The organism is Cellulosimicrobium sp. E-16 (genome assembly GCF_049913115.1).
In the GTDB taxonomy this organism is placed as follows: domain Bacteria; phylum Actinomycetota; class Actinomycetes; order Actinomycetales; family Cellulomonadaceae; genus Cellulosimicrobium.
On record NZ_CP183974.1, the window covers coordinates 1,058,918 to 1,084,321 of the forward strand.

The following is a 25,404-nucleotide window of genomic DNA, read 5'->3' on the forward strand; positions in this document are numbered from 1 at the left end:
AGTCGAGATTTCCAACCAGAACGCTGTGAAAAATCGTTGATCTTGACATATCGTCAAGCCATGGCCTCATCACCGCCCACGGAGACCCCGAGCGGACCGCCCGGCGGTCGGGCCCGAGAGGCGACGCCGCCCGGGCCGCAGGCGGACCTCATCACGCTCGGCCGCCGCCTGCGCCACTACCGCACGTCGCGCGGCCTCACGCTCGACGCGCTCGGCGAGGCGGTCGGCACCGCCCCGAGCCTGCTGTCGATGATCGAGAACGGCCGGCGCGAGCCGCGGCTGTCGCTCCTCCAGCACCTCGCCCAGGCGCTCGACGTGCCCCTGACCGACCTACTCACGGACGAGCCGCCGTCCCGCAGGGCGGCCCTGGAGATCGCGCTCGACCGCGCGCAGCGGGGGCCGCTGTTCGCCGGGCTGGGTCTGCCGTCCGTGAAGGCGAGCCAGAAGCTCCCGCTCCCCGTGCTCGAGAACCTCGTCGGCCTGCACGCCGAGCTCCAGCGCCGCGCGACGGAGGCCGTCGCGACGCCGGAGGAGGCGCGCCGCGCGAACACGGAGCTGCGCCTCGAACGGCAGGCGCGGGACAACTACTACCCGGAGATCGAGGAGCTCGCGGAGGACATGGCGCGCAAGGCCGGGTACACGGTCGGCGCGCTCACCCACCGCACGGTCGCGCGCATGGCCGAGCAGCTCGGCTTCACGATCTGGCACGTCGACGACCTGCCGCACTCGACCCGCACCGTCACCGACCTCGAGAACGGGCGCATCTACCTGCCGCCCGCCTCGATCCCCGGCGGCCACGGGCTCCGCTCGCTCGCGCTCCAGGCGATCGCGCACCGCGTCCTCGGGCACGAGCGGCCGCGCTCGTACGCGGAGTTCCTGCGCCAGCGCGTCGAGATCACCTACTTCGCGGCGTGCTGCCTCATCCCGCAGTCCGCCGCGGTCGAGTTCCTCGAGCGACGCAAGCGCGAGAAGGACCTCGCGGTCGAGGATCTCCGCGACGCGTTCGGCGTGACGCACGAGGCCGCGGCGCAGCGCTTCACCAACCTCGCGACCGTGCATCTCGGCATCCCGCTGCACTTCTTGCGGGTCGGCGACGACGGCGCCCTGTTCCGCGGGTACGAGAACGACGGGCTGCCCCTGCCCGCCGACGTGACCGGCGCGATCGAGGGTCAGATGGTCTGCCGCAAGTGGGCGGTCCGGGAGGCGTTCACGCGCCGCGACCGCGCGCAGGAGTCGTACCAGTACACCGACACCCCCGCCGGGACGTTCTGGTGCTCGACCCAGACCGGCACGACGACGACCGGCCAGTTCTCGATCGCCGTCGGCGTGCCGTTCGCGTCGGCCAAGTGGTTCCGCGGCCGCGACACGACCGTGCGGCGCCAGTCGTCGTGCCCGGACGAGTCGTGCTGCCGCCGCCCCGCGGCCGATGCGGCCACGCGCTGGGAGGACGCCTCCTGGCCGAGCGCGCGCATGCACCAGCACGTGCTCTCCGCGCTCCCGTCCGGCGCGTTCCCGGGCGTCGACGCCACGGAGGTCTACGCGTTCCTCGCCAAGCACGCCCCGTCACCGGCCCCCCGCTGAGTGCATGAAATAGTCGCGTCCGCGGGCCGCAGACGCGACTATTTCATGCACTCAGCGGGTGGGGAGGGGGCCGCCGCGCGCGGCGAGGCGGTCGCGCAGGCGGGAGAAGACGTCGCCCGTGCGCAGGCCGTCGTGCTCGAACTCGTTCGTCACCCAGGTGCGGACGTTGCCCACGTGGGCAGCCGTCTCGAGCGAGAGGCCGGCGTCGACGAACATGTCGTCGAAGTACACCGCCGCCTCGACGGGCACCTCGTTGCGGGCGAGGACGTCGAGGTCGTACAGGTCCGGCCAGTCGTCGCGCGCCGCGAGCGCCTCCGCCGCGGCGCGGAAGGGACGCAGCGCGGCCACCTCGTCGAACATCCAGGGGTAGATCATCTCGCCCGTGAGCAGCAGCGGCCGGGCCGTCGGGTCGAACGCGGGGTCCTCGGCGCGCACGGCCTCGGCCGCCCAGCAGGTGGGCCCGGTGCCGGACTGCGCGTAGATCGACTCGTGCAGCACGGCGTAGAGCGGGTTGGTGCCGAACGACGTCGCCGCGCCGACCTCCGCGAGGAACGTGTCGGTGAGCTCGTCGGGCGCGTCGGCGTCGAACGCCTCGTCGACGACCCAGTGGATGCGCTCCGGGCCGGGCTGCATGCCGAGGTCCATGCCGAGCGCCTGGAGCCGGCGCACGGTGAGCGCGTCGCCGTCGGGCAGCCGCACGCCGCCGGCGGCCAGGCGGTCCGCGACGCGCCCGAGCCGGGCCGCGTCGTCGGGGTAGCGCTCGCGGTAGGCGGCGTTCTTGGCGACGACGCGCGGCTGGGTGCGGCGGTAGACCTCGCGCGCGTCCGCCGTCAGGCCCGGCAGGCCTCCCGTCACGAAGCACGCGTCGAGGGCCTCGGGCGCGCGGGACAGGTAGGTCATCGTGAGGAACCCGCCGTACGACTGCCCGAGGGACGACCAGCGCCGGCCGCCGTAGACCGTGAGCCGCACGTGCTCCGCGTCCGCGACGATCGAGTCGGCGCGGAAGTGCGCCAGGTGGTCGGCCTGGGCGGCGCCCGTCCCGCGCGCTGCGAGCGCCGCGGCCCGCACGGCCGACGACCGGCCGGTGCCGCGCTGGTCGAGCAGCACCACGCGGTGGGTCTCGAGCGCCGTGCCGACCCACCCGTCCGGACCGGTGGGGCGCGGCCCCTTGCCGCCCGGGCCGCCCTGGAGGAAGACGAGCAGCGGCAGGTCGTCCCGACGCCGCAGGGGATCGACGAGCTCGCGCACGAACAGCGTCAGACGGCGCGGGTCGGCGTCGTCACCCCACACGAGCGGCACCGCGAGCTCGCGGTCGGTGACATGGATGCCGGGGACGGTGTAGCTGGTCTCGCGCAGGACGCTCACGCGCCCCACCCTAGCCAGCGGCGTCGCGCACGGTGACGACGACCTTCCCCAGGGCGCGTCCCTCGCCGTGCAGCGTGAGGGCGGCGGGCACGTCCGCGAGAGGGAACGTGCGGTCGACGGGGATCTCGACGTCGCCGGCGGAGCACAGGTCGGCGAGCGGCGCGAAGTGGCGCGGGCCCTGCCGCACGAAGAGGACGCCGAGCCGGGCACCGGTCAGCGCTCCCAGGACGGGCCCGACGGTGAGCATGCGGAGCAGCGTCCGCAGCGTGCCCCCGACCATCAGGCACCGGCCACGGCGTGCGAGCGCGCGACGGTAGGCGAACACGGACCGGTACGCGACGAGGTCGACCACCAGGTCGTACGGACCGGTCCGCGTGAAGTCGGTCGTTCGGTAGTCGATCACCTCGTGCGCGCCGAGCCGCTCGAGGAAGTCGAGCTTGCCGGCGTTGTCCACCGCGGTGACGTGCAGGCCCCGCGCGACCGCGAGCTGGACCATGAGGCTCCCGGAACCGCCGCCGGCACCGTTGACCAGCACGCGCGCACCCGGCGCCGCCGCCGCGAGGGCCTGCAGCGCGATGGCGCCCGCCTGCGGGACGGCGGACGCCTGGGCGAAGGTCAGCCCCGGCGGCTTGTGCGCCACCGCCTTCTCCGGCATCACCACGTACTCCGCGAACCCGCCGCGGCGCGGGAGGTTGTCGCCGTAGACCTCGTCACCCGGACGGAAGCGCGTGACGCCGTCCCCGACCGCGACGACGCGACCGGCCACGTCGGACCCGAGGACCTGGGTGCGCGGCGCGCGGAGCCCGTCGAGGCGGGCGTAGCCCGGGCTGCCGCGCAGCGCCTCCCAGTCCGACAGGTTCACGGACGTCGCGACGACCTCGACGAGGACCTCGCCGCTCGCCGGGGCAGGGGTCGGCACGTCACGGAGCCGGAGCTCGTCGACGCCGCCGTACCGCTCGTAGACCCACGCGCGCACCCGACCACCGTAGGGAATCGGCGGGGCGAGAGCGACCCCGGCGACGCAGGTCGGCGGCGCAGAGCCCTCAGAGCTCGACGGTCTCGTTCTCCCCGCCCTCGTACGGACGCCCGGTGACCTTCGCCTTGACGAGGCTGAAGAGCGTCGCGACCCGGCCGCCGGGGGAGTCCCAGTACTCGGCGGACTCGGCGTGCAGACGGATGAGCACGACCCCCGGGGTGTCCGGACCGTCGGGGAACCACGCGTCGGCGACGGCGTTCCACAGCTCGCGGACCTTGTCCGGGTCGTGCACGAGCGTGGCGCGCCCGGAGAGCGACACCCACGAGCTCGTCCCGGAGAACGCGGCGTTGGCGGCGGAGTCGCGGGCGATCTCCGCGACCTTGTGGGAGTCCGTCGCGGCGAAGAACCACAGGTCGCCGTCGAAGTCGACGGCCTGCACCCCCATGGGCCGGCTGACGAGGCTCCCGTCCTCCGCGACCGTCGTGAGCATGGCGATCCGCTCGTCCTTGACGAGCTCGCGGACCTTCTCGATCTCGTCGGACCCGGCGTGCGGCAGCTCGTGGTGCGTGTCGGTCATGGCGTCTCCCGTCGCGGCAGGCCGCCGTGTCGCGACCTCCTCCGACGCTAGGCACGCGCCCGGGGGCTCGCCCGCCGGGCCGGGGACGACGAAGGGGCGGGGCGCACCCGGCGCCCCGCCCCTCCGCACGTGCCGCGTCCCGCGAGGGACGCGACGACCGGCCTACTGCTCGACGTCCTCGTCCACCCACTCGAACGTCTTCGTCACGGCCTTCTTCCAGTTCCGGTAGAGGCGCTCGCGCTCGGAGTCGTCCATCGACGGGCTCCACCGCTTGTCCTCGGCCCAGTTGTCGATGACGTCCTGCTCGCCCTTCCAGAACCCGACGGCGATGCCCGCGGCGTACGCGGCGCCGAGCGCCGTGGTCTCGGCGACCTTGGGGCGCACGACGTCGACGCCGAGCTGGTCGGCCTGGAACTGCATGAGCAGCTCGTTGGCGACCATGCCGCCGTCGACGCGCAGCTCGGTGAGGTCGACGCCGGAGTCGGCGTTCATCGCGTCGAGCACCTCGCGCGTCTGGAACGCGGTCGCCTCGAGCGCGGCGCGCGCGATGTGGTTGCGGTTGACGTACCGCGTGAGGCCGACGAGCGCGCCGCGCGCGTCCGAGCGCCAGTACGGGGCGAAGAGGCCGGAGAACGCGGGCACGAAGTACGCGCCGCCGTTGTCCTCGACCTTGCCCGCGAGCCACTCGACGTCGGGTGCGTCCTCGAACATGCCGAGGTTGTCGCGGAGCCACTGGATGAGCGAGCCCGTGACGGCGATCGATCCTTCGAGCGCGTAGCGGACGGGCTGGTCGCCGATCTTGTAGCAGACGGTCGTGAGCAGGCCGTTCTGGCTCATGACCTTCTCGGTGCCCGTGTTGAGCAGCATGAAGTTGCCCGTGCCGTAGGTGTTCTTGGCCTGCCCGACCTCGAAGCACGCCTGGCCGAACGTCGCCGCCTGCTGGTCGCCGAGGATGCCCGCGATCGGCACACCGGGGAGCAGGCCCTGCTGGCGGCCGTGCCCGTAGACCTCGGAGGAGGACTTGATCTCGGGGAGCATGGACAGCGGGATGCCCATGTCCGCGGCGATGTCCTCGCGCCAGGAGAGCGTGTCGAGGTCCATGAGCATGGTGCGCGACGCGTTGGTCACGTCGGTGACGTGCACGCCGCCGTTGACGCCGCCGGTGAGGTTCCAGAGCGTCCACGTGTCGGTGTTGCCGAACAGCAGGTCGCCGGCCTCGGCCTTCGCGCGCGCGCCCTCGACGTTGTCGAGGATCCACTTCACCTTGGGACCGGAGAAGTAGGTCGCGAGCGGGAGCCCGACGATCGACTTGTACTTCTCGGGGCCGTCGGAGCCGCCCAGCTCGTCGACGATCTTCTGGGTGCGGGTGTCTTGCCAGACGATCGCGTTGTAGACCGGCTTGCCCGTGGTCTTGTCCCACACGACGGCGGTCTCGCGCTGGTTGGTGATGCCGACCGCCGCGATGTCGTTGTGCGTGACGTTCGCGCGGGTGAGCGCGAGGCCCACGGCCTCGCGGACGTTGTTCCAGATCTGCTCCGGGTTGTGCTCCACCCACCCCGCGCGCGGGAAGATCTGGTCGTGCTCGAGCTGCCCGGTGGAGACGATCTCCCCGGAGTGGTTGAAGACGATGGCCCGGGAGCTCGTGGTCCCCTGGTCGATGGCGAGAACGTAGTCGGCCATGGTGCGTTCAGTCCTTCACGTCGGTGTGGGTGTGGGTTACGTGGTGGGGTGCCCGGCGCCCGACGGCGGCGGGCCGCGTGACCGGGGAGGCCCCCGGCTCCCCGGTCACGCGGGGGAGAGGTCCGGCTCGTCCGGGTCGGTCAGATCCAGGCGGCGCCGAGCAGGCCGGCGAGGACACCGCCGACCAGCGGACCGGCGACGGGGACCCACGAGTAGGCCCAGTCGCTCGAGCCCTTGCCCCGGATCGGCAGCAGCGCGTGGGCGATGCGGGGACCGAGGTCACGGGCAGGGTTGATGGCGTACCCGGTGGGACCACCGAGGCTCGCACCGATGGCGACCACGACGAGCGCGACGGCGAGCGGGCCGAGGCCCGACGGCGTCTTGCCGGACGCCACGACGAAGAACACGAGCACGAAGGTCGCGATGACCTCCGTGATGAAGTTCCACGCGTAGGAGCGGATCTCCGGACCGGTGGAGAACACGGCGAGCTTGGTCGCACCGGGAGCGTCCTCGTCGAAGTGCTTCTTGTACGCGAGGAACGCGACCACGGCACCGATGATCGCGCCGATGAGCTGGGCACCCCAGTACATGAGCATGTTGCCCACGGTCGGCTCGATCGTCGCCGTCACGAGTCCTTCCGGACCGGTGACGGAGTAGAACGGCTCCTGTGCGGTGAAGAGGCCGATGGTCACGGCGGGGTTGAGGTGCGCACCCGACTTGTAGGCCACGTAGACGGCGGTGAAGACCGCGAGGCCCCATCCGAAGTTGATGAGGAGCCAGCCGCCGTTGAAGCCCTTGGTCCTCGGCAGGATGACGTTCGCGACGACGCCCGCACCGAGGAGGATCAGGGTCGCCGTGCCGAGGATCTCGGACCAGAAGGCGTTCATGAGGAGTTGATCCATCGTGCTCTCTCTTTCGTGGTGGACTTCTCTGTCTCAACCGTCCCGGCGCGCCTGAGCGCCGGGTCCTCGGGTCGGTCCGCCGTCGGCGTGCGCCCCGTGAGGTCGGTGTGCGAGGGCCGGTCGGGCGCCGTCCCCTGCCGGACGGCGCCCGAGGCGCGCTCGCGAGCGATGTTCTGCTGTCAGGTGGTGCGCAACGGCTGCAGGGGCGACACGTCGTCGACCTCGAGCCGGGTGCGCTCGGCGGAGGCGTCGTCGGGCTCCTGCTCGGCGGCGGCCTCCGCGTTCGCGCGGTCGGTGTAGCTGGCGATCTCGGCGGCGCGGGTCGCGTCGTCCCACCCGAGGAGCTCGGCGACGAGGTCGGCGATCTCGGGCAGCGCGGCGAGGCCGCGGTCGGCGACCTCGTAGTTGAGCCGGGTGCGGTGCAGCAGCAGGTCCTCGAGGTGCAGCGCGCCCTCGTGGGAGACGCCGTACGCGATCTCGGCCCGCAGGTACGCCGGCGCGTGCTCCAGCGGCTTCGCGAGGTCCGGGCGGGCCTCGCAGAGCTCGACGATCTCCCGCAGGTTGGACCCGTACCGGTGCAGCAGGTGGTCGACGAGCGCGGGCGTCCAGCCGTAGCGCGAGGCCCACGGGCGCGCCTGGCGCCGGACGGCATCGAGCCCGACGGCCCCGAGCAGCGGGATCTTGTGCGTGATCGAGGGCAGGGCGCTCGCGCGCTGGCCGATCGCGAAGTCGACCGCGTCCTTGGCCATGACGCGGTACGTGGTGAGCTTGCCGCCGGCGATGACCGTCAGGCCCGGGGTGGGGGAGGCGACGGTGTGCTCGCGCGAGACCTTCGCCGAGCTCGTGCCCTCCTTGGTGCCTGGCTGCAGGAGCGGTCGCAGGCCCGCCCACGTGCCGATGATGTCGTCGCGCGTGAGCGGGTGCGCGAGGACCGCGTTCGCGTGCTCGAGCACGTAGTCGATGTCCGCAGCGGTCGCGACGGGGTGCTGGAGGTCCTGCTCCCACGGGGTGTCGGTGGTGCCGATCACCCAGTAGCGCGACCACGGGATGACGAACAGCACCGACTTCTCGGTCTGGAGGATCAGGCCGACCTTGCCCTTGATGCGCTCGCGCGGGACGACGATGTGGATCCCCTTGGACGCCAGCACGCGCAGCCCGCCCTCGCTGCCGGCGAGAGCCTCGGTGTCCTCGGTCCACACGCCGGTCGCGTTGATGACGGCGCGCGCCCGCACGGTGATCTCCCGCCCGGTCTCGAGGTCCATGAGGACGGCACCGTTGACGGCGCCCGTCGACCCCTTGGTGAGCGAGACGACCTGCGTGCGGGCCGCGGCGTGCGCGCCGTAGGACGCGGCGGTCCGGACGAGCGTGGTGACCAGCCGGGCGTCGTCGACGGACGCGTCCCAGTACTGGACCGCGCCGACCGCGGCGTCGTGCGCGAGGTCGGGGAACTTCTTCTCCATCCCGCTGCGGGACAGGTGCCGGTGCAGCGGCATCGCCCGCTTGCCGGGGGCGACGCTCGCGAGCGTGTCGTAGAGCGCGATGCCCGCACCGACGTAGGCACGCTCCCACACGCGGTGCTCGAGCGGGTAGAGGAAGGGGACGGGCCGCACGAGGTGCGGCGCGATCTCCTTGAGCAGGAGGTCGCGCTCGGTGAGCGCCTCCTTGACGAGGTGGAAGTCGAGCATCTGCAGGTACCGCAGCCCGCCGTGGACGAGCTTGCTCGACCGGCTCGACGTCCCGGCCGACCAGTCCTGGGCCTCGACGATCGCCGTCGACAGCCCGCGCGTCACGGCGTCGAGCGCGATCCCGGCGCCGGTGACGCCCCCGCCGATCACGAGGACGTCGAGCTCCGCGTCGGCGCTCGTGCTGGCCTCGAGCGCGGCGAGCGCCTGCCCGCGCGACTCCGCGGTGAGTCTCGTGGATGCCATCCGTCTCCCTCTCTCGTCCCTCGGTGCTGCGGGCACGCCGCGGGACGATGCGCCCACGGTGCGCTCACAGCGACGGTCCCACGCTCGACCAGGGTGCGCGAGCGGTAGCCGTCGTGCGCACGCCGGGTTCCCGGCGCGACGGCACGCCCTCCAGACCACCACGCGCCGAACGGACGCGCAACCGCGGTGCACAAACGTGCAGAATGGAGGTTCGAGCGAAGGGAGACCGGGATGGTGGACCGGGAGCAGGACGTCCTGCGGGCGGCGTCGATGTACTACCTCCAGGACATGAAGATGGAGGTGATCGCGAAGCACCTGCACACGTCGCGGTCGACGGTGTCGCGCCTCGTGAAGCGGGCGCGCGACACGGGGCTGGTCGAGATCTCGCTGCGGCCCGCGCGGAGCCGCGGTCCCGGGCTGGGCCAGCACCTCGCGAGCACGTGGGGCATCGACGCGTACGTCGTCCCGGTGCCGGACCAGGCGCCGCAGGTCGAGCGGCTGGAGCAGGTCGCCCTGACGACGGCGCGCCTGCTGTCGACGTGGTTCGACTCCGACATGATCCTCGGCATCGCGTGGGGGACCACGCTCTCCGCGGTGTCGCGACACCTGCCGCGCAAGCCGACGCGGGGGAGCGCGGTCGTGCAGCTCAACGGCGCAGCGAACACGCGCACGTCGGGCGTGCACTACGCGGGCGACCTCATCGCGGGCTTCGGCACCGCGTTCGACGCGCACGTGCACCATTTCCCAGTGCCGGCGTTCTTCGACTACGCCGAGACCAAGCGGGCGATGTGGCGCGAGCGGTCGGTGCGGCGCGTCCTCGACGTGCAGCACCGGGCGGACATCGCGCTCTTCTCGGTGGGCGCCGTCGCGGGCGGCGTGCCGTCCCACGTGTACTCGGCGGGCTACCTGGAGCCCGACGACATCGCGGTCCTCGACGCCGAGGGCGTCGTCGGCGACGTGTGCACGGTGTTCCTGCGCGCGGACGGCACCTACCGTGACATCGCGCTCAACGAGCGTGCGACCGGCCCGGGCCCCGACGAGCTGCGCCGTGTCCCTCGGCGCGTGTGCGCCGTGGCGGGCGACAACAAGGTGGCGCCGCTGCGCGCGGCCCTGCGCGCCGGCGTCGTCACGGACCTCGTCGTGGACGAGATCACGGCGTCCCGCCTGGTCGGGGGCGGGTGAGCGGATCCGCGCAGGTATGCGTCGGGATGCATGAGTATGCAATGCCCGTCGGATCCGCGTACAGTGACGCGGTGCCCACGACCTCCGCCGTCCGCGTCCGTCCCGCCCTGCCCGCGGACGTGCGCGCGGTCCGTGCGCTCGTGCAGCCCTACGCCGAGGCGCGGATCCTCCTGGCCAAGGAGATGGTCGGGTACTACGAGGCGGTCCAGGAGTTCGTCGTCGCCGAGGCGGAGCCGGGCTTCACCGGTGAGCCCGACGGCGGGGGCGCACCGCTCGTCGTCGGGTGCGGCGCGCTGCACGTCATGTGGGACGACCTCGCGGAGATCCGCACGCTCGCCGTGGACCCGGCCTGGCGCGGCCACCGCGTGGGGCACTCGCTCGTCGTCGAGCTCCTGGCGAGGGCGCGCGCGCTCGGCCTGCGGCGCGTGTTCTGCCTGACGTTCGAGGTCGACTTCTTCCGGGCGCACGGATTCCGTGCGATCGAGGGGACGCCCGTCTCGCACGAGGTGTACGCCGAGCTCCTGCGCTCGCACGACGACGGCGTCGCGGAGTTCCTCGACCTCGCGCGCGTGAAGCCCAACACGCTCGGCAACACGCGCATGCTGCTCGACCTCGACGACGTGCCGGAGCGCGCTGCCTCGGTCAGCTGATCGGGACCGTCGACGCGCGCGTCACGACCCGGCACGGGAGCTCCTCGACCCCTGGGCGCACCGTCCCGTCGATCGCGGCGAAGAGCCGCTGCGCGGCGACGCGCCCGAGGCGCTCGAGGTTCATGTCGACGCTCGTGAGCTGGGGGCGCGCGTTGGTCGTGAGCACCTCCCAGTTGTCGAACCCGATGACCGACACCTCGCCGGGGACGTCCCGGCCGAGCTCGCGCAGCGCGTCGAGCACGCCGCGCGCGATCTGGTCCGAGCCGCAGAAGAAGGCGTCGACGTCGCCGTGCTGCTCGACGATCATGCGCGCTGCCCCGCGTCCCCAGCCCTCGCTCCACGAGCCGAAGAACGTCTGACCGCCCACGAGCTCGAGGCCGGCCGCGGCGACCGCGGCCGCCGCACCCGCCGCGCGGTCCTGCGCGGCCTTGTAGCCGGGGTCGCCCGAGACGTGCGCGACGCGGCGCCGCCCGCACGAGAGCAGGTGCTCGACGGCGAGCCGGCCGGCGCCGACGTTGTCCGCCGTGATCGAGACGTCGGAGGGGTCCTCCGACGGCGCGTAGGCATAGACCACCGGGACGGGGACGTCGGCGCTGAGCGGGGGCCGGGGGTCGGTGCGCGACCCGACGACGATGAGGCCGTCCACGCGCCGCGAGAGCAGGGCGCGGACGTGGTGCTGCTCGCGGATCGCGTCGCCGCGCGCGTCGCACAGGAAGACGGACACGCGGCCCGCGCCGAACGCGTCCTCGGCGCCCATGAGCACGGGGATCGAGAAGCGGCCCTCGAGGTCGCTCGTGAGCAGGCCGACCGTCCCGGTGCGGCCCTTGAGCAGCCCCCGCGCGAGCGCGTTGGGCGCGAACGACAGCCGCTCGGCGGCCTCCAGGACGCGCAGGCGCGTCTCCGCCTTGACCTGGTCGCGCCCGTTGATCGCCTTGGACGCGGTCGCGATGGACACGCCCGCGAGGCGCGCGACGTCGGTGAGGGTCGCCGCGCGCGGCGTGGCGCTCCCGCTCTGGGTCGTCATGAGGCCGTTCCCCCTCCTGCCGGTGCGCTGCGCTGCGCCCTCGACGATCGAGCCGTGATCGAACTGTAACCCGCTGTCGTGCTTGACGAGACTACCGCGCTGCCATACATTCAGAAAACCTTTTCGGTTGGTTTCGGTTCCGACGCACGTCGCGAGCAGGGGGCTCGCAGGCGACGCCAGGACCTCGAACACTAGCCGCCTGAGGGGAGGGTCGGCCACGTGGAGCGCGCCGCAGCGCGACACGAGGACCGAAAACGTGTTCGCCCACAGCGCGGGCACGGGGCGCAGGTGCAACGGCTCGAAGACGAGTACGAGGAGACACGAGATGAAGAACCACCGCGGGGCCTCCTGGAAGAGGTTCGTGGCCACGACGACGCTCGCCGGCCTCGTCGCGCTCGGGCTCGCCGCGTGCGGCGGGTCCGGATCCGGCGGCGACGACGCCGCGACGGGCGGGACGGGAGAGGGCGGCGTCGAGGGCGTCGACGACGGCAGCACGCTCACGCTGTGGACGCGCGCGCCGCTCGAGAAGCAGGCCAACCTCCTCGTGGACGCGTACAACGCGAGCCACGAGAACCAGGTCGAGCTGACGATCGTCCCCAACGACGACTACGTGGCGAAGGTCGGCGCCGCCGCGGGGAGCGGGGGCTTGCCCGACCTCTTCGCGGCCGACATCGTGTACGTGCCGAACTGGGTCGAGCAAGGCCTGTTCCAGGACGTCACCGACCGCATCGACCAGCTCGACTTCGCGGACCAGATCAACCAGGGCCACCTCGAGGCCGGCACCTACGAGGACCAGGAGTACGTCCTCCCGTTCGTGCTCGACATCTCGGTCCTCTTCTACAACAAGGACCTCTACGAGCAGGCCGGCCTCGACCCCGAGGCCGGGCCGACGTCGCTCGAGGAGTTCGCGGAGCAGGCCAAGGCGGTCGACGCGCTCGGCGGCGGCGTCGACGGCACGTTCTTCGGCGGCAACTGCGGCGGGTGCCTCGTGTTCACGTGGTTCCCGTCGGTCTGGGCCGCGGACGAGGACGTGCTGAGCGCGGACGGCACCGAGTCGCTCCTCGCGAGCGACACCGCGCAGGACGTCTACGCCGTGTACAAGGACCTCGTCGACTCCGACGCCGTGGGCGCCGGCACGCGCGACGAGACCGGCGCGACCTGGGTCGCCCCCTTCCAGGAGGGCAAGGTCGGCGTGATGCCGTACCCCGCGACGCTCCTGTCGACCGCCGACGAGACGGTGGACGTCGGCGTCGCGCCGATCCCGGGTCCGGGCGGCGGCGAGTCGACCTTCGTCGGCGGCGACGGCATCGGGATCTCCAAGGACAGCGAGCAGTCCGACCAGGCCTGGAACTTCCTCTCCTGGGTGATGTCCGAGGAGGCGCAGGTCGAGGTGCTCGCCAAGAACGGCGACGTCGTCTCGCGTGCCGACCTGGTCGACAACGAGTACTCGTCGGCCGACCCGCGCGTCGTGACGATCAACGAGATCGCGAGCAAGGGCCGCACGCCCGTCGCGCGCAACTTCCAGCAGGCGTTCAACGCTCCGAACAGCCCGTGGCTCACGCTCGTGCGCAACGCGGTGTTCGGCGACGGCTCGAGCATCGAGCCGGACAACGAGGAGATCACCGCGGTCCTCTCGCAGTGACCCCCGGGTGACGACCACCCCCGCGTGACCACAGCGCCCGCCGCCGCGCCCACCGTGCGGCGGCGGGCCGGGTCCGGCTTCCCTCACCCCTGTTCCAGGAGACCTCTCATGTCCGTGCAGTCCGCGTCCTCGACGCCGCCCCCGCCCGTGCCCCACGGCGCGGCGCCGCGGGGCCCCGCCGCGAGCGACGACCGGCCGCCCCGGGGCACCGCGACCGCGAGCCCGACCATCAGGCGGCGCGGCCGTCGTCCGCGCCGCTCGCAGGCGGCCCGCGGCTGGGCCTACGCCGCCCCGACCGCGGTGTTCGTGCTCGTCCTCTTCATCTTCCCCGTGCTGCTGGTGGGCCAGATGTCGGCGTCCGACTGGCCGCTGCTCGCGGGCAACCGGGGCGTCAACTTCCCCGACAACTTCCGCGACGCCGTCGAGAACCGGTTCTTCTGGGACTCCGTCGTCTTCACGGTCAAGTACACGGTGATCGCCACCGTGCTCCTCATCGGCCTGGGGCTCGGGTTCGCGCTCCTGGTCCAGGAGTCGAGCCGGTGGAAGAGCTTCCTGCGCACGTCGATCCTCGTCCCGAGCGCGCTCGGCCTCGCGTCCGCGTCGCTGCTGTTCTACGCGCTGTACTCGCCGCAGGTCGGCCCCATCTCGCCGCTGCTCGAGCGGCTCGGGATCGTCGACGAGCCGGTGTCGTTCCTCGGGTCGCCCGAGGGCGCGCTGTGGTCGACGGTGTTCCTCATCGTCTGGCGCTTCGCGGGCTTCTACATGCTCCTGCTCATGGTGGGCCTCCAGGGCATCCCGCACGAGGTCTACGAGGCGGCGCGCATGGACGGCGCGAACCGCTGGCAGACGTTCGGCCGCGTGACGCTCCCGCTGCTGCGCCCGTCGCTCGCCCTCTGCACGATCATGTGCGTCACCGGCTCGCTGCTCGCGTTCGACCAGTTCTACATCCTCACCAAGGGCGGTCCGGACAACAGCACGATCACCGTGGTGCAGCTCATCTACAACATCGCCTTCCAGGGGCAGAACGACCTGGGCGTGGCCGCCGCGCTGTCGATCATCGTGCTCGCGGCCCTCGTGCTCATCAACGTCGCGCAGGTCCGTGGCATGCGCGCACCCGAGGAGAAGTGACATGGCCGTCACCGCACCCGCTCCCGCCCCCGCGACGCGCCCCGCGCGACCCGGCCGGCCCGCGCCCCGCGCCCGCATCGCCGGCGTCCTCACACGCACCCCGTACTGGGTGCTCACCGGGGGGCTCGCGATCGTCTTCCTCTTCCCGCTCGTGTGGGCCGGGGTGGCGTCGTTCTCGCCGCAGCCGGGCAGCGCCCAGGTGGACGGCTGGGGGTTCGGCAACTACGCGACCCTCGCGACCTACCAGGCCGGGATCTGGCAGTACCTGTGGAACTCCGTCGTCGTCTCCGGGCTCACGGTGCTCTTCACGCTCGGGGTGTCGCTCCTGGGCGGGTTCGCGTTCGCGCGGTTCCGCTTCCCCGGCCGCGACGTGCTCTTCCTCGTGACGCTCGCGATCCTCATGGTCCCGTACGCGACCCTGCTCATCCCGCTCTACGTGCTGCTCAACACGCTGCACCTGCAGAACTCGCTGCTGGGTCTCGCGCTCGTGCTCACGATGTTCCAGCTCCCGTTCGCCACGTTCATGATGCGCATCTCGTTCGAGTCGGTGCCGCGCGAGCTCGACGAGGCCGCGATGGTCGACGGGTGCTCGTCGTTCGGGGCGCTGCGCCGCGTGCTCGTCCCCGCCGTGAAGCCGGGTCTCATCACCGTGGGCCTGTTCGCGTTCCTCGCGGCCTGGAACGACTTCGTCGCGCCGCTCATCCTCATCACCGACTCGACCAAGGCGCCGCTGCCGCTCGCGGTGGCCAACATGCGCCAGCAGGTCATGGGCATCGTCGACTACGGCGCGACCCAGGCGGGCGTCGTCGTGCTCGCCGCGCCGTGCGTCGTCCTGTTCCTGCTGCTCCAGCGCCACTACGTGCGCGGCTTCATGTCCGGGGCGCTGAAGGGATGACGACCCACGCCCCGCTCCCCGCTCCTCGGCCCGCCGGGGCGACGCCGTCCGGCGCCCCCGAGGACCGACCCCACGAACGACCCGACGAGCCACGAGGCGGCGCCGCCGCCTCCGGAGGTGCAGCCATGACCACGACCCCGACCGTGCCCCGGACGACCGGGACCGGTGCCCGCCCGACCGACGGCGGACGCCCGGTCGTCCCCGCGACGGGGCGGCTGCAGCCGCTCGGGCTGGCGCAGGTGCGCATCACGGGCGGGTTCTGGGCCGAGCGCCAGGAGGTCAACCGCGCCGCGACCCTGGGGCACATCGAGCACTGGCTCGAGGCCGAGGGCTGGCTGCCGAACTTCGACGCCGTCGTGCGCGGCGACGTCGCGACGACCCGGCGGGGCCGGGAGTTCAGCGACTCCGAGGTGTACAAGCTGCTCGAGGCGATGGCGTGGGAGCTCGGCCGCCGCGCCGACGACGCGCTCGAGCGGCGGTTCGCCGCGATCGTGGAGCGGGTCGCGGCGGCGCAGGCACCGGACGGCTACCTCTGCACGCGGTTCGGCAACCCCGGCCAGCCGGCGCGGTACACCGACCTCGAGTGGGGCCACGAGCTCTACGTGCAGGGCCACCTCCTGCAGGCGGCCGTCGCGCGGGCCCGCACCGGGCACCCGGACGACCTCCTCGTCGAGGTCGCGCGCCGCTCCGCCGACCACGTCTGCGAGGCGTTCGGCCCGGACGGCATCCAGGGGGTCTGCGGGCACGCGGAGATCGAGGTGGCGCTCGCGGAGCTCGGGCGCGCGCTCGACGAGCCCCGGTACGTGCGGCAGGCGGCGCTCTTCGTCGAGCGGCGCGGGCACGGCACGCTCGCGGACATCGAGTGGGGCCGCTCCTACTACCAGGACGACGTCCCGGTGCGGGAGGCGACCGTGTTCCGGGGCCACGCGGTCCGGGCGAACTACCTCGCCGCCGGCGCGGTCGACGTCGCGGTCGAGACGGGCGACGACGAGCTCGTCGCCGCGGTCGCGCGGCAGTGGGAACGCACGCAGGCCGCGCGCACCTACGTCACGGGGGGCCAGGGCTCGCACCACCAGGACGAGGCGTTCGGCGAGGACTTCGTCCTCCCGCCGGACCGCGCGTACTCGGAGACGTGCGCGTCGATCGGGTCCGTGATGGTCGCGTGGCGCCTCCTGCTCGCGCAGGGCGACCCGCGGTACGCGGACGTGGTCGAGCGCACGCTGTTCAACGTCGTCGCGACGTCGCCCGCGCACGACGGCCGGGCCTTCTACTACGCGAACACGCTCCACCAGCGCGTCCCGGGCGAGCCCGCCGCGCCGGACCAGGTGAGCAAGCGCGCCGAGTCGTCGCTGCGCGCCCCGTGGTTCGAGGTGTCGTGCTGCCCGCCCAACGTCGCGCGCACGTTCGCGAGCCTCGCCGGCTACCTCGCCACCGTCGACGACGGCGGCGTGCAGCTCCACCAGTACGCGACGAGCGAGGTCCGCGCGACGCTGCCGTCCGGCGAGCCCGTCGCGCTCGACGTCGAGACCGGCTACCCCGTGGACGGGCGCGTGCGCGTGCGCGTCGTCGAGGCGCCCGAGCGCTGGGCGCTCACGCTGCGCGTCCCTGCGTGGTCGGGCTCGGCGCTGCTCGTGGTCGACGACGGCCCGGCCCGCCAGGTGCCCGCGGGCACGGTCGCGGTGCCCGACCTGCGCGCCGGCAGCGTCGTCACGCTCGCCCTCGACGTCGCGCCGCGGTTCCTCGTGCCCGACGAGCGCGTGGACGCCGTGCGCGGGTGCGTCGCCGTCCAGCGCGGTCCCGAGGTCCTGTGCGTGGAGTCCGTCGACCTGCCGGGCGGGCGCGACGTCGCCGACCTGCGCGTCGACGTCGCCGTGCCGCCGCGCGAGGAGGACGGGCGCGCCGTCGTCCGGGGCCTGCTCGTGGACCCGACGACGGCCCCCTGGCCGTACACGCCGCTCCGCGGCGGGGCGCCCGGGCGGACGGGGGCCCCGCGCGGGTCCGTACCGGTCGAGGTGCCGGCGGAGGTCCCCGTCGACGTCCGGCTCGTGCCGTACCACGACTGGGCCGGCCGCGGCCCGTCGACGATGCGCGTGTGGCTGCCGACCGTCTGACCCGTCAGGCGGGGAGCCGGTAGAGGTCGTCCACCTGCTCGACGAGCCCGTCCTCGACGAGGCTCGCGACGCAGCGGTCGAGCTGCGCGGCGTCGTGCCACACCTCGGCCACGACGCCGCGCGGCACCGGACCCGGTGCCTCGCGCAGCGCGGCCATGACCCGGCCCCGCACCTGGCGGTCGGTGCCCGCCCACGCCTGCGTGCGCCGGCGTGCCGCGTGCTCGTCGCCCGGTCGCCCGGCGCGGCGCCACGCGCACGCGTCCCGCACGGGGCACGCGCCGCAGCGCGGCGCCCGGGCCGTGCACACGAGCGCGCCGAGCTCCATCGACGCGGCGGCCCACAGCACGGCGTCCTCGTCCCCGGGCGGGGCGACGGTCGCGGCGGTCGCGCGCTCGGCGGCCGTGTACGACGGCGCGGGCAGCGCGGTCCCGCCGACGGCCCGCGCCAGGACGCGGCGCACGTTCGTGTCGACGACGACCGCGCGCCGCCCGTGGGCGAACGCGGTCACCGCCGCGGCGGTGTACTCGCCGACGCCCGGCAGGGCGCGCAGGGCGTCCTCGCCGCGCGGTACCTCCCCACCGTGCCGCTCGACGATCGCGCGGGCGCACTCCTGGAGGCGCAGCGCACGCCGCGGGTAGCCGAGCCGGCCCCACGCGCGCAGCACGTCGGCGGTCGTCGCCGCCGCCAGGTCGGCCGGCTCGGGCCAGCGTGCCATCCACTCCCGCCACGCCGGCTCGACCCTCACCACCGGGGTCTGCTGGAGCATGACCTCGCTCACGAGCACGCCCCACGCGGTGCGGTCCGCGGCGCGCCAGGGCAGGTCGCGCGCGGTCTCCCCGAACCAGCGCCCGACGGCGTCGCGCAGGTCGGCGTGGAGGTCCCGTCCGGGGGCGGTGACGGGCGGGCGGGTCGGGCGCGCGGCCGGGGCGGTCATGGCGACGGTGGTCCCTCTCTCGGTCGTCGGTCGTGCCCTGCGACGACGTGTCGGCGAGCGGCCGAGCCGAACGGTCGAGGTGCCGACCCGGGTCGTGGGGACACCCATTCTGCCCCGACCTGGGCGCTCGTCGGCGCGGCAGCACGGGGCCGGGCGTCAGGCGCGGATACCGTGGTCGCGACCAGCACCTGCACGACCGGAGGACCCCGTGAGCACGCCGCGGACCGACCGCGCCCCGAGGCCGAGCGACCGCCCGCGCACCGGGCCCGGCGCCCCGTCGCGCGGAGCCCTGCTCCGCCGCCGCCTCGTCGCGCTCGCGCTGCTCGCGGGTCTCGTGGTCGGGCTCGTGCTGCTCGGCCAGGTCGTCGTGCGGGCCGTGCAGCCGCTGCTCGCCGGGGACGAGACGGCGCAGGAGGGCAAGTCCCCGCCACCGACCCCCGAGGCCGCCGGCCCGCCGCAGGACTGCACGGCGGCGTCCCTCGAGCTGGGCGTCACGACGAGCGCGGCGGAGTACGAGCCAGGCCGCGCGGTCCAGCTCAGCGTCACGCTCCGGCAGTCCGGCGGTCGGCCGTGCCTCGTCGACGGCTCTGACGCCGGGCGGCAGGTGCAGATCTACTCCGGGGACGAGCTCGTGTGGTCGTCCGCGCACTGCGGCACGACGGAGCGCCTGCTCCTCATGAGCACGGGGGACGAGGACCCGTCGAAGCTCGTCCGCTGGGACCGGCACCGCTCGGTCGAGGGGTGCGCCCCCGACCAGCCGGAGGTGGGGCCGGGCACGTACACCGCGGTCCTGAGCGTCGCGGGGGTCGAGGGAGCGACGAGCGAGCCCGTGACGTTCACCCTCCTTGAGCCGCCCGCCCCCACGCCCGACCCGGCGGAGCCCACCGCTCCGGCCGAAGGCACCGCCCCGGCCGACGGGACGGCACCGGCGGACGGCACGACGCCGCCTGCCGACGGGACCGCCCCGCCGGCGGAGGAGACGGATCCGGCGGAGACGACGCCGCCCGCCGACGGCGCGTAGCGGCCCGCTCGTCGCGACGGCGGTCCACCGCGACCGGTGCTCGACCCTCGTCGGCGAGCCGGTTCTTCCGGGTCGCCCGGACGCCGTGGTGGCGCGCAGACCCCGTCTCGTCATCCCGTGACGACGCGAGCCCTCCGGTCCGGGGAGCCGGTCGTCGAGGACGGTGACCGCTTCCTTCCCGCGCTCCGAGCCAGTGAAACCGATGGATGGTTGCTTTCGGAAGGTGGGCGCGGACAACGGCTGCCGCTGGAGTGAGATTCCGTCGCACAGCCTAAGAGGCACGTATTTCCAACGATTCATGCCTCCGCGCGAGTTCGTGACTCCGGTGAAGAGTCTCCAAAGTCGAGACCGAAAACCATTGCGGTCCGAGGTGCGCGCTGGTTGACTGGCTCGCGTCTGGCGACCTCACCGCGGAGGGACCCGGGGCCGACGGTCCCGGTCACCACCGGCCCGCGGGGCGGCGCGAGCCGGTACGACGATCAGGGTCACGCGTCCCGCAGCGGGGCGGGCGGACGAGGCAGTCCACCCGCGCGACGTGGGGCCCCGCCGTCGTCCCGAAACCTGTTCCGGTTCCCGATGGAGAGGACTTGGTGATGTCGGGGAGAGCGTGGAGAAGGGTCGTCGCCTCGGCGATGACAGGTGCGATGGCCGCCACCGGCGTCGCACTGGCACCGGCGGCTCAGGCCGACGTGGTGCCGGGCAACGAGAGCGACGTCGGTGTCTACACCGACGGCACGACGGACTCGATGGACATCGGTGACCCGGTCTACACGAACCTGGGTCCGGTCGCCGCGGCGCTCGAGCCGGGCGTCCCGTGGACCGCGGGCTCGATGCACGGGTCGATCTTCGAGAAGGACCTGGCCGCGGGCGGCACCGACTACTACCTCGACCGCGTGCTCGGGGTCAGCGGGACGGCGAGCAACACCGTGCTCCAGACGCGCGGGCGGTCGCTCTACCTGCGCGGCGGCAGCAACTGGGCGGTCATGGGCTTCGCGGGCTCCGCGTTCGCGGGCGGGCCGAACAACCTCGGCAACCTCTACACCGTGACCGTGCCCGGTCAGACGATCACCGAGGTCGGGGCGCAGCGCTTCAACGCGCCGAGCCACGCGAAGGCGCGCTACACGGTCGGGTCGACCGGTGTCACCGCCGACCTCAAGAAGCTCATCACGTACGACAACGTGGCGCTGTCGGCGATCACGTTCACCAACGCCGGCACGAGCGACGTGACGTTCACGGTGCGTGCCGCGTCGCCGCTCGCGACGACGTCCACGGACTCGGCCGACGAGCTCACCGGGACGCGCACCCTGACGAGCGGGGCCAACAACGGCCTGGTCGACACCCCGTGGTCCGACGTCACGGTCGGGCTCAAGGCACCCGGGTTCGAGCGCGTCGGCACCAACCTCGACCGCGAGGTCACGGTCCCCGCGGGCGGCTCCGTCGACCTGTCCGTGCTCGGCGTGCTGTCCAGCGACACGCTCCCGGAGTCGGTCGAGAGCTTCCACGAGTACGCCGAGCTGTCGCCGGCCGACGCGTTCCGCACCGGCGTCACGGCGTTCAACCGCCAGTGGGCCCAGGACATCCCGTACATCGACGTGCCCGACGACGCGATCGAGAAGGCGATCGTCTACCGCTGGTGGGGCGAGCGGTACAACAGCCTGGACGCGAACGAGCCGGGCTACGTCTACCAGTACCCGACGACGATCGAGGGCGTGAACCTCTACCAGAACTCGGTGGCGCTCACGCAGCCCATGCACCTCCAGGACACCAAGTGGATCCGCAACCCGTACCTGGGCTACGGGCAGATCCTCAACATCGGCGAGCTCTCCGGGTCCTCCGCGTTCCTCGACAGCCCCGGCCACACGAGCTGGAACAACCACTACTCGCAGTACCTCGGCACGGCGGGCCTCGAGGCGTACAACGTGCACGGCGGCGGTCCGGCGGTCGCCGAGCGCTTCGCGACATACTTCGAGGGCGACGGCACGGGGCAGCTCGAGCACTACGACGGCAACGACGACAAGCTCATCGCGTACGACACCAACTACATGCCCGGCAACGACTCCGACGCGATCAGCTTCGGGTACCCCAAGGTGAACGCGGGGGCGCCGGGCGCGCGGACGATCGAGCGGCCCGAGTCCGCGTACGTGTGGGGCGCGTTCGACGCCGCCCGCCAGCTCTACGCGATGGCGGGAGCCGACCCGGCGAAGGTCGCCGAGATGGGTGACACGGCGGACGAGATCCGGGACGCGATCCTGGGCCGACTGTGGAGCGACGAGACGCGCATGTTCCTCGCGGGCACGTCGCACGGCGCGACGTCGGGCGGGAACCAGAACCCGCTCAGCCAGGCGGAGCGGGACCTGATCCCGGCGAAGGAGTCGAACCTCTACGACGTCTACGCCGAGAACCTCATCCCCGTCGAGGACGCCGACAAGTACGTCGACGGGTTCCGGTTCCTGCGGTACGGCGACAACTTCCCGATCTTCCCGTTCTACACGGCCAACCAGTACGACCGGGCGAAGTTCGGGATCGGTGGCTCGAACAACTTCTCGAACATCAACTTCACGGTCCAGTACCGCGGCGTGCGGTCCGCGCTGCGGCACTACGACCCGGACCACACGTACGTCACGCCGGAGTACGCGGCCAAGCTGCTCGACTGGATGGCGTGGAGCATCTACCCGAACGGCAACGCGCTGGTCCCCAACCAGGCCGAGTACTACTCGAACTGGAACGCGAGCACGCAGACGTTCAACCGCAACAACCCGAACCACGTGATGCTCGGCAACATGAACTACATCTACGTCGAGGACATGGGCGGCATCCAGCCGCGGTCCGACGACAAGATCGAGCTGTGGCCGATCGACCTCGGGTACGACCACTTCATGGTCAACAACCTGCGGTACCACGGCAAGGACGTCACGATCGTCTGGGACGAGGACGGCTCGCACTACGGGCTGGGCGCGGGCTACAGCCTGTTCGTCGACGGCGAGCGCAAGGCCGCGGCCGACGGTCTCGGCCGGTTCGTCTACGACCCGGCGTCCAACGAGGTCGTCGAGTCCGACGAGGGCCTCGCGGTCGAGGTCGTCGCGGACGAGGGTGCCGACCTGCCGACCGCGGTCGACACCCCGATCGAGGACGAGCGCGTCGTGTCCTACCTCAAGACGGCCGGCATCGACCTCACCGAGGACGCGGGCAACCTCGCGCGCGGCGCCGAGCTGTCGTCGTCGGCCACCCAGCAGGGAGCGCGCCCGACGCCGTGGCGGCAGTTCCACACGCCGGGCTGGAGCACGGGCTCGATGAACTACACGCCGGGCGCGATCAAGGAGACCGAGCGACCCGTGTCGCTCGCCGCCGTCACCGACGGCACCACCGTCAACGAGCCCTACTGGGGCAACTACGGCACGGAGGGAGACACCGGCTACATCGAGCTCGACCTCGGCGAGCCCACGACGTTCGACAACGTCAAGGTCTGGTTCGTCAGCGACCGGCAGGCGGGCGGGTATCGCGAGCCGTTGCGGTACTCGATCCAGGTGCCCGACGGCGCGGGCGGCTGGACCTCGGTGCCGGACGCGTTCAAGGCACCGAAGATCCCCGGCCCCAAGTTCAACGAGGTCCTCTTCGAGGCCGTGACGACCGACAAGGTCCGCGTCGCGTTCACGAACACGCCGTCGTACTGGACGGCGATCTCGGAGATCCAGGTCTTCGACTCCGGTCGCGAGGTGCCCGAGGTCGTCAACGACGCCCCGACCGTCACCGTGAACGTCGACCGGTCGAAGGACGGCAACCTGTCCACGACGCTCGTCGGCACCGTGACCGACGACGGCATCCCCGACGACGGGACGCTCACCTCCGGGTGGACGACCGTCGCCGCACCCGACGGCGCGAGCGTCATCTTCGGCGACGCCGACGCCCTCACCACGACCGTGACCGGCACGGCCGCGGGGGAGTACACCTTCCGGCTCACCGCGTCCGACGGCGAGCTCACGACCGAGCGCGACGTCGAGGTCGAGCTCACCGAGAAGGCGACGTCCGCCGAGTTCGGCGCGCTCGCGACGATCACGACGAGCGGGTCGGCGTCGTGGGAGAACCCGCTGCGCGTCAACGAGTCCTCGACGCCCGCGAGCTCGAACCCGGGCGCGGGCAACGGCTGGGGCACCTGGGGCCAGCCGGCGAACGGGACGAGCGCGCAGACCGCGGCGTGGATCCGGTACGCCTGGGAGTCGCCGGTGCTCCTCGCCTCGACCGACATCTACTGGTACGACGACAACGGCGGGACGCGCATGCCGCGCGCGGACACCTACACGGTCGAGCACTCCCAGAACGGCACCGACTGGACGCCCGTCACCCTGGCCGAGGGCTCGACGTACGCGGGCGCGCTCCAGCGCAACGCGTACAACCACCTCGAGTTCGAGCCCGTCGAGGCCAGCTACCTGCGCGTCCGCATCACGGGTGTGCAGACCGGCGGTGCCGGTACCGGTGTGCTGCGGTGGCGCGTCAACGGGGACACCGTCGACTCCGTCGCGAGCCCGGTGATCCTGCGCACGGTCACGGGCGAGGTGCCCGAGCTGCCGACGTCGCTCGACGTCGTCTACTCGAGCGGCCGCCGCGGGGCGGTCGACTTCACCTGGCAGCCGATCACGCCGGCCATGGTGGCGGAGACCAACGTCGAACCGTTCACGGTCTACGGCACCAACACGACCTACGGCCTCATCGCCGAGGCCCAGGTGTACGTGCGGCCGGAGAACTCTCAGGGTGGCATCTCGATCCAGGGTGCCGAGCAGTTCGAGCAGAGCGTCGACGTCGGCGAACAGCCGTGGCTGCCCACGAAGGTCCTCGTCTCGTACAACGACGGGTCGCGCGACAACCAGGCGATCGGTGTCGAGTGGGACTACGACGAGTCCGTCGTCGAGACGCCGGGCGTCTACGTGATCCGGGGCGACCTCGTCCTCCCGGACTACGTGAGCACCGCCGGCACCACGACGACGACGCTCACCCTCACGGTGGGCGACGGCGTCCCCGCCGGGCCGGCGGTCACCGTCACGGCGGAGACCCGCTGCCTCGCCGGCAAGGTGTACGTCGCGGTCCGCGCGCAGAACGACGACGAGGTGCCGCTCACGGTCCGCCTCGACACGCCGTTCGGCACCAAGACCGTCAACGGCGTCGAGCCCGGCAAGAACGCCTACCAGTCGTTCGCGTCGCGGGCGACGTCGGTCGAGGCCGGCGAGGTCACGGTCGTGGCCACCGACGCCGAGGGGAGGTCGACGACCGCCGCCGCGCAGTACGACGCCGCCACCTGCGGCTGACCGCAGCGCGCGTCCCCCACCCGTCTCGCCCCGGTCCGTCCTCACGGACCGGGGCGAGACCCGTCTGCGCGAGGGAGAACCCTGGCCCGTCGAGGTAGAGCCCTGGTCGCGCGGAGTAGAACCGTGGTCGTGCCTGACGGCGCGTGGTTGCGTCGGGTGGGCGGGGTGGGTGGAGGTGCCGCGTCTACCATCCGCCGCTCGTTCCTCGCGGCTCCCGCCAGGCCCGCCACGACGCGGCACCACCACCCACCCCGCCCGGCGTCGTCCCACCCTGGTCTGTGCTCACCCTGGGGACTGCCCGCGTGGTGGGGTTCGCCTCTCGCTGGGGCGACCGACCGTCGGCGGCCACAAGAACCAGCGCTGCACCTCGACCGACCAGCAGGTAGGCGACGACCAGTGGTGGCGAAGCCCGGCCACGAGACCCGGGTGGGACGACGTGCGAGCGGTGGGGGTGGGCTCTGATGCGAAGGGGCGTCAGAGCGGCGCTCCTCGGACCCACGGCCGAGAGGCC

The 25,404-nt window shown here is 72.7% G+C and carries 17 protein-coding genes; 9 read left to right on the forward strand and 8 right to left on the reverse strand.

Features of this window, described 5'->3' with window-relative positions; all coding sequences use genetic code 11:
* The first annotated feature begins 60 nt into the window (after window positions 1-60).
* Window positions 61-1,581: a helix-turn-helix domain-containing protein gene (locus ACN9MS_RS04685; protein WP_426310943.1), complete on the forward strand. Its 1,521-nt coding sequence runs from the start codon at window positions 61-63 to the stop codon at window positions 1,579-1,581.
* 51 nt (window positions 1,582-1,632) lie between these two features.
* Here the strand turns inward: ACN9MS_RS04685 and ACN9MS_RS04690 are convergent, their stop codons facing one another.
* From ACN9MS_RS04690 to ACN9MS_RS04715, 6 genes are all read right to left on the reverse strand, one after another.
* The gene (locus tag ACN9MS_RS04690) at window positions 1,633-2,937 is read right to left on the reverse strand and encodes an alpha/beta fold hydrolase (protein WP_426311824.1); all 1,305 of its coding nucleotides are present in this window, start codon (window positions 2,935-2,937) and stop codon (window positions 1,633-1,635) included.
* Between the two features lie 19 nt (window positions 2,938-2,956).
* A complete protein-coding gene (locus ACN9MS_RS04695) occupies window positions 2,957-3,922 on the reverse strand; it encodes an NAD(P)-dependent alcohol dehydrogenase (RefSeq protein WP_426310944.1) in 966 nt (321 codons plus the stop codon).
* 67 nt (window positions 3,923-3,989) lie between these two features.
* On the reverse strand, window positions 3,990-4,499 hold the full coding sequence (locus ACN9MS_RS04700) for a pyridoxamine 5'-phosphate oxidase family protein (protein WP_426310945.1): 510 nt from the start codon (window positions 4,497-4,499) through the stop codon (window positions 3,990-3,992).
* A 162-nt stretch (window positions 4,500-4,661) separates the two neighbouring features.
* A complete protein-coding gene (glpK, locus tag ACN9MS_RS04705; RefSeq protein WP_426310946.1) occupies window positions 4,662-6,179 on the reverse strand; it encodes a glycerol kinase GlpK in 1,518 nt (505 codons plus the stop codon).
* Window positions 6,180-6,319: 140 nt separating this feature from the next.
* Window positions 6,320-7,066 (reverse strand): MIP/aquaporin family protein, encoded by a 747-nt coding sequence (locus ACN9MS_RS04710; protein WP_426310947.1) that lies wholly within the window; start codon window positions 7,064-7,066, stop codon window positions 6,320-6,322.
* A gap of 194 nt (window positions 7,067-7,260) precedes the next feature.
* Complete coding sequence (locus tag ACN9MS_RS04715; RefSeq protein ID WP_426310948.1) at window positions 7,261-9,009, reverse strand: FAD-dependent oxidoreductase; 1,749 nt, start codon at window positions 9,007-9,009, stop codon at window positions 7,261-7,263.
* 231 nt (window positions 9,010-9,240) lie between these two features.
* Between ACN9MS_RS04715 and ACN9MS_RS04720 the strand changes: the two genes are divergently transcribed.
* Both ACN9MS_RS04720 and ACN9MS_RS04725 read left to right on the forward strand, forming a co-directional pair.
* Entirely contained in the window at window positions 9,241-10,191 is a 951-nt protein-coding gene (locus ACN9MS_RS04720; RefSeq protein ID WP_426310949.1) for a sugar-binding transcriptional regulator, read from the forward strand.
* Window positions 10,192-10,232: 41 nt separating this feature from the next.
* Window positions 10,233-10,841: an amino-acid N-acetyltransferase gene (locus ACN9MS_RS04725; protein ID WP_426310950.1), complete on the forward strand. Its 609-nt coding sequence runs from the start codon at window positions 10,233-10,235 to the stop codon at window positions 10,839-10,841.
* Here the strand turns inward: ACN9MS_RS04725 and ACN9MS_RS04730 are convergent.
* On the reverse strand, window positions 10,834-11,865 hold the full coding sequence (locus ACN9MS_RS04730) for a LacI family DNA-binding transcriptional regulator (RefSeq protein ID WP_426310951.1): 1,032 nt from the start codon (window positions 11,863-11,865) through the stop codon (window positions 10,834-10,836). The two genes, ACN9MS_RS04725 and ACN9MS_RS04730, sit on opposite strands and share 8 nt — an antisense overlap.
* Before the next feature lie 325 nt (window positions 11,866-12,190).
* Here ACN9MS_RS04730 and ACN9MS_RS04735 point away from each other — a divergent pair, with 325 nt between their 5' ends.
* The 4 genes from ACN9MS_RS04735 to ACN9MS_RS04750 all read left to right on the forward strand — a co-directional run bounded on the left by ACN9MS_RS04735 (window position 12,191) and on the right by ACN9MS_RS04750 (window position 17,641).
* Window positions 12,191-13,507 (forward strand): ABC transporter substrate-binding protein, encoded by a 1,317-nt coding sequence (locus tag ACN9MS_RS04735; RefSeq protein WP_426310952.1) that lies wholly within the window; start codon window positions 12,191-12,193, stop codon window positions 13,505-13,507.
* Window positions 13,508-13,615: 108 nt separating this feature from the next.
* Window positions 13,616-14,635 (forward strand): carbohydrate ABC transporter permease, encoded by a 1,020-nt coding sequence (locus ACN9MS_RS04740; RefSeq protein ID WP_426310953.1) that lies wholly within the window; start codon window positions 13,616-13,618, stop codon window positions 14,633-14,635.
* Window position 14,636: 1 nt separating this feature from the next.
* Window positions 14,637-15,530 carry a carbohydrate ABC transporter permease gene (locus ACN9MS_RS04745; protein ID WP_426310954.1) on the forward strand — a complete coding sequence of 298 codons (894 nt, stop codon included), beginning with the start codon at window positions 14,637-14,639 and terminating at the stop codon, window positions 15,528-15,530.
* Window positions 15,531-15,655: 125 nt separating this feature from the next.
* Window positions 15,656-17,641, forward strand: coding sequence for a glycoside hydrolase family 127 protein (locus tag ACN9MS_RS04750; protein WP_426310955.1), 1,986 nt, complete (start codon window positions 15,656-15,658; stop codon window positions 17,639-17,641).
* A 4-nt stretch (window positions 17,642-17,645) separates the two neighbouring features.
* On the opposite strand, the gene ACN9MS_RS04755 is transcribed toward ACN9MS_RS04750, so the two are convergent.
* Complete coding sequence (locus ACN9MS_RS04755; protein WP_426310956.1) at window positions 17,646-18,575, reverse strand: A/G-specific adenine glycosylase; 930 nt, start codon at window positions 18,573-18,575, stop codon at window positions 17,646-17,648.
* A gap of 208 nt (window positions 18,576-18,783) precedes the next feature.
* Here ACN9MS_RS04755 and ACN9MS_RS04760 point away from each other — a divergent pair, with 208 nt between their 5' ends.
* Together ACN9MS_RS04760 and ACN9MS_RS04765 are read left to right on the forward strand one after the other, a co-directional pair.
* Complete coding sequence (locus tag ACN9MS_RS04760; protein ID WP_426310957.1) at window positions 18,784-19,596, forward strand: hypothetical protein; 813 nt, start codon at window positions 18,784-18,786, stop codon at window positions 19,594-19,596.
* A 644-nt stretch (window positions 19,597-20,240) separates the two neighbouring features.
* A complete protein-coding gene (locus ACN9MS_RS04765) occupies window positions 20,241-24,893 on the forward strand; it encodes a discoidin domain-containing protein (RefSeq protein ID WP_426310958.1) in 4,653 nt (1,550 codons plus the stop codon).
* Window positions 24,894-25,404 lie beyond the last annotated feature (511 nt).

What these genes read in the sequence shown, in the direction of transcription:
- ACN9MS_RS04765 (WP_426310958.1), top strand. Translation starts at nt 20,241, where the DNA reads ATGGCCGCCACCGGCGTCGCACTGGCACCGGCGGCTCAGGCCGACGTG.
- ACN9MS_RS04730 (WP_426310951.1), bottom strand. Translation starts at nt 11,865, where the DNA reads ATGACGACCCAGAGCGGGAGCGCCACGCCGCGCGCGGCGACCCTCACC.
- ACN9MS_RS04710 (WP_426310947.1), bottom strand. Translation starts at nt 7,066, where the DNA reads ATGAACGCCTTCTGGTCCGAGATCCTCGGCACGGCGACCCTGATCCTC.
- ACN9MS_RS04755 (WP_426310956.1), bottom strand. Translation starts at nt 18,575, where the DNA reads ATGACCGCCCCGGCCGCGCGCCCGACCCGCCCGCCCGTCACCGCCCCC.
- ACN9MS_RS04715 (WP_426310948.1), bottom strand. Translation starts at nt 9,009, where the DNA reads ATGGCATCCACGAGACTCACCGCGGAGTCGCGCGGGCAGGCGCTCGCC.
- ACN9MS_RS04740 (WP_426310953.1), top strand. Translation starts at nt 13,616, where the DNA reads ATGTCCGTGCAGTCCGCGTCCTCGACGCCGCCCCCGCCCGTGCCCCAC.
- ACN9MS_RS04685 (WP_426310943.1), top strand. Translation starts at nt 61, where the DNA reads ATGGCCTCATCACCGCCCACGGAGACCCCGAGCGGACCGCCCGGCGGT.
- ACN9MS_RS04720 (WP_426310949.1), top strand. Translation starts at nt 9,241, where the DNA reads ATGGTGGACCGGGAGCAGGACGTCCTGCGGGCGGCGTCGATGTACTAC.
- ACN9MS_RS04735 (WP_426310952.1), top strand. Translation starts at nt 12,191, where the DNA reads ATGAAGAACCACCGCGGGGCCTCCTGGAAGAGGTTCGTGGCCACGACG.
- ACN9MS_RS04700 (WP_426310945.1), bottom strand. Translation starts at nt 4,499, where the DNA reads ATGACCGACACGCACCACGAGCTGCCGCACGCCGGGTCCGACGAGATC.
- ACN9MS_RS04750 (WP_426310955.1), top strand. Translation starts at nt 15,656, where the DNA reads ATGACCACGACCCCGACCGTGCCCCGGACGACCGGGACCGGTGCCCGC.
- ACN9MS_RS04745 (WP_426310954.1), top strand. Translation starts at nt 14,637, where the DNA reads ATGGCCGTCACCGCACCCGCTCCCGCCCCCGCGACGCGCCCCGCGCGA.
- glpK (WP_426310946.1), bottom strand. Translation starts at nt 6,179, where the DNA reads ATGGCCGACTACGTTCTCGCCATCGACCAGGGGACCACGAGCTCCCGG.
- ACN9MS_RS04725 (WP_426310950.1), top strand. Translation starts at nt 10,233, where the DNA reads ATGCCCGTCGGATCCGCGTACAGTGACGCGGTGCCCACGACCTCCGCC.